The 3,529-nt window shown below is 39.2% G+C and carries 3 protein-coding genes; 1 reads left to right on the top strand and 2 read right to left on the bottom strand.

Annotated features, from left to right (window positions below; all coding sequences use genetic code 11):
• The first annotated feature begins 511 nt into the window (after positions 1–511).
• Positions 512–784 carry a DUF3143 domain-containing protein gene (locus F6K54_RS41930; RefSeq protein ID WP_293090410.1) on the top strand — a complete coding sequence of 91 codons (273 nt, stop codon included), beginning with the start codon at positions 512–514 and terminating at the stop codon, positions 782–784.
• A gap of 205 nt (positions 785–989) precedes the next feature.
• Here the strand turns inward: F6K54_RS41930 and F6K54_RS41925 are convergent, their stop codons facing one another.
• Positions 990–1,736, bottom strand: coding sequence for an isoprenyl transferase (locus F6K54_RS41925; RefSeq protein ID WP_293090409.1), 747 nt, complete (start codon positions 1,734–1,736; stop codon positions 990–992).
• A complete protein-coding gene (cdaA, locus tag F6K54_RS41920; protein WP_293090408.1) occupies positions 1,733–2,650 on the bottom strand; it encodes a diadenylate cyclase CdaA in 918 nt (305 codons plus the stop codon). The genes F6K54_RS41925 and cdaA overlap by 4 nt, the downstream gene beginning before the upstream one ends.
• Between the last annotated feature and the right edge of the window lie 879 nt (positions 2,651–3,529).

Below are 3,529 nucleotides of genomic sequence, written 5' to 3'. Positions count from 1 at the left end.
AGCCTTTTTAGGCACAAAAAAAGTGCGCCTGTTTCAGTCTAAAACACTCAAAAAGTTAGTATTTTAGGCGTATAGTTGGCCATAAAAATCTTGGGACAATTCTTACTTCTACCTTCTCGCTCATTCCCATTTCTCCTGTCTCCTGTCTCCTGTCTCCTGTCTCCTGTCTCCTATCCCTACTAAAAGATTTTTTCAGCAAACCCTATATAGTTCTATAGTTGATGCAATTGAATTATTGGAAGTCTTTGTAAGTTATTAAAATTGTTATCAAATCTAGTGCAAGATGGCAGAAAGAACTAATCAGTTAAAAAATCCTAAAAGCTTTACCAATCAATACTTTTGACTGTCAAATGTGCGTCTTACATTCTGGAGGCGATGTGTGCGGAACTATTTCCGCACTTTAAAAGCGCTACAGGAAACCTCGCCAATTAGCACTCGATGCTCGACTTCTAACTTTTGACTTCCGCGTAGCGGCACTAAATATTTTTTGCTTGTAAGTACAAAAAAAAAGATGGATATTCCCAAACCAGATACCCCTTTATATAATCACCCTCTGCCAAAAATTGAGCAATGGCTCCAAGAAAATGGCTGCCAACAAAATTCTGAAAAATTGCATTGTTGGTGGGTAGAAAAACCTACTTGGAAAGCAGAATTATCACTTGATATCGATCAACTTACAGTGCGCTATCTAGATGCTAGTGCTAATGGTGATGATATTCAACGCTCCTTTAAATATTCCTTAAGTCGCCAGGACCTCGAAGAAGCAATTTTTTGTGGGCCTTAGTGATTTCAGTTATCAGTTATCAGTTATCAGTTATCAGTCCTCTGCAATAAGGAGGCTTGACCTTGGCGAATATTCTCTTCTTGATTATCCCTTAAAAGAGGAGGCGCATATCCACAATTTTTCGGCAAAATCAACTAAAGGCCACAAAACTCAACTGATAAATCAGAAATATTAGCCTTCTGTATTACTTAAATATGTCTGCACATCATATTTTACCAAATCTGCGTTGACGTTTCTGATAAGCAAATAAGGCACGATGAAATTCAGAACGGTTAAAATCAGGCCAAAATGTTTCAGTAACATAGATTTCTGAATAAGCCATTTGCCATAACAAAAAATTACTAATTCTCATTTCCCCACTGGTACGAATTAACAAATCTGGATGAGAAATTCCAGCAGTATAAAGATATTGCTCAAATAACCCTTCATTAATTTCTTCTGGCTTTAGTAAACCTTTTTGTACCTGAGAGGCGATCGCTTGACAGGCGTGCACAATCTCCTGACGTCCTCCATAATTAGTAGCTACAGTAAACTTAATCCCCTGATTTTGCTGAGTCATTTCCATTGAATGTTTAATCTCAGCCTGTAAAGATAGAGGTAAAGAACTTAGATTACCAACAAATCTAATTTGAACATCTTCTGCCACCATCTCCTTTAGCTCTTGATGTAAAATTTTTTCAAATAAAGTCATCAAAAAATTAACTTCCTCTAGTGGCCTGCCCCAATTTTCACTAGAGAACGCATAAGCAGTTAATGCTTCTATGCCCCAATCTTTACTACACCGTAGTAGGGCCTTCAGCGATTCCACCCCACGCCTATGACCCATAATTCGAGGTAAACCCCTGCGTCCTGCCCAGCGGCCATTGCCATCCATAATTACAGCCACATGGCGAGGCAACTTTTCTGGTTCTAGGTCAACAGGTAAATCTTGTAAGCAAGTTCCTTGATTCATCTTTTCTTTCGAGGAGCTGATGGACTTTGACGAAGCATCCATGACATTAATCTCGATCCTTTCGATCCTATTTGAAGTCCAATATTAAATATGGTGAACGGTTTTGTATTTTTTTCACTACCTGATAAAAATAGGCGTTCTTCTAATAACTCCTTAAGTTTATTGCTAGTTAAAGGTCGATTTAAAGTACCTTTTTCGGCCAGAGAAATAGAACCAGTTTCTTCAGACACCACTACGCAGATGCACTTTTCTACTTGTTCTGTAATTCCCATAGCTGCTCGATGACGAGTCCCTAATTGCCTGGAAGCTATTCTCTCAGACAGTGGTAGAATCACACCAGCCGATATAACTTTATGTTCTCGAATTAGGACTGCGCCATCGTGTAATAAAGTTTTTGGCTGAAATATGGTTTGTAATAATTCCTTAGAAAGTTCAGCATTTAACTTTACCCCAGGTACAGAAAAATCCCTCTCGTCTATAGGCCCTTCTGTTTCTATGATTAACAAAGCACCTATACGATTTTGAGACAGTTGTTTGATTGATTCTACTATTTCATCAATAATGCTATCTGATTCAGGTAAAACTCTGCTACTATGTCCAAACATTTGCAGAATTTCTCCCTGTCCCAACTGCTCAAGAAACCGACGGAATTCTGATTGTAATATTACTGCCATTGAAACAGCAGAGCCTATAACTAAGCTGTTGAGGGCAAAACTTAACAGTCTTAATCCAGCCCATTGACTTAAAGCAGAAGCTAACATTAAGACTATAAACCCTCTTACCATCCATAATGTGCGACGTTCCCCTATGATGACAAGCACCATATATATCAAGGCTAAAACCAGTCCAATATCGATACTATGTACTAATAAGGACCCGATCAAGCCTGGGTCATTACTAAGACCCGATTTCATTGAACTTTAATTATTAATCTAATGTCAACTTTTGATGTGTTTTTTTATTTAAATTGGTGGCATCAGATACATCAAGCCCGGCAATTCCCGGCAAAAGTCGGGAAAACCGTTCATAGCAACGTGACGGCAGAACCATCAACGTAGGCAGTATCTCGCAATGCTTTGAGAACAATTCCCAAAGCGCCATTCCTATCTCTCAGCATTTACTGGCCGCCATAGGGGCATTTAAAATGCTTTGAGCCTCCTAAATTTTGATGAACACCACCGCCCGATCATACAAGTTTTGGAAGTATATTCCTCAGTTACATCTATAATAAGGTTCCCCATCGTTTTAAAGGGTGGAACTTAAGAGTTTGTTTGAAACAATAATATGCCCAATTTAGCATTTTGCGCACTGACCCACGAGTTAAGTTGGTGTTTTTTCTCTCCTGACTAGGCAACTTTATGGGATGACTCAAAAGTTGGGAGAAATATGACACGATACTCGTATGTGTTCATCTTCTATTATTAGACTATTTACCGGAAATTGCTAGGGATTCTAAAATCTAGTCAATGCACCATTAGATATAGGAGTTATATCATGTCCGGTTGAATACTTACACTTTGGAGGTCCGAAGGGAGGAGGTAGGAGGCAGGAGGCAGAAGGGAAGAAAAGGCGCTCATGAGAAAAAGTGTTTTATCACGCTATTATCCGGACATGATATTATTACCAAATTAGGCTAAAAATCAAATTTATATATCTGTAGTAAGGATTGACATCCTCCCGACGTTGACCTGCACCTGCAGCGCGGGATTCCCATCCATCAATCGAACAGACGCTCGCTGAACGAAAGACTCAGGGTGGGTAGACGACTCATTGCCATCAACTACCTTTCTACG

It is taken from the genome of Okeania sp. SIO3B5, assembly GCF_010692555.1.
In the GTDB taxonomy this organism is placed as follows: domain Bacteria; phylum Cyanobacteriota; class Cyanobacteriia; order Cyanobacteriales; family Microcoleaceae; genus Okeania.
This window is presented reverse-complemented; position numbering and strand designations above follow the sequence as displayed.

Bases quoted from the DNA above. Each gene is read 5' to 3' on its own strand.
- cdaA (WP_293090408.1), bottom strand. From the start codon at position 2,650: ATGAAATCGGGTCTTAGTAATGACCCAGGCTTGATCGGGTCCTTATTA.
- F6K54_RS41925 (WP_293090409.1), bottom strand. From the start codon at position 1,736: ATGAATCAAGGAACTTGCTTACAAGATTTACCTGTTGACCTAGAACCA.
- F6K54_RS41930 (WP_293090410.1), top strand. From the start codon at position 512: ATGGATATTCCCAAACCAGATACCCCTTTATATAATCACCCTCTGCCA.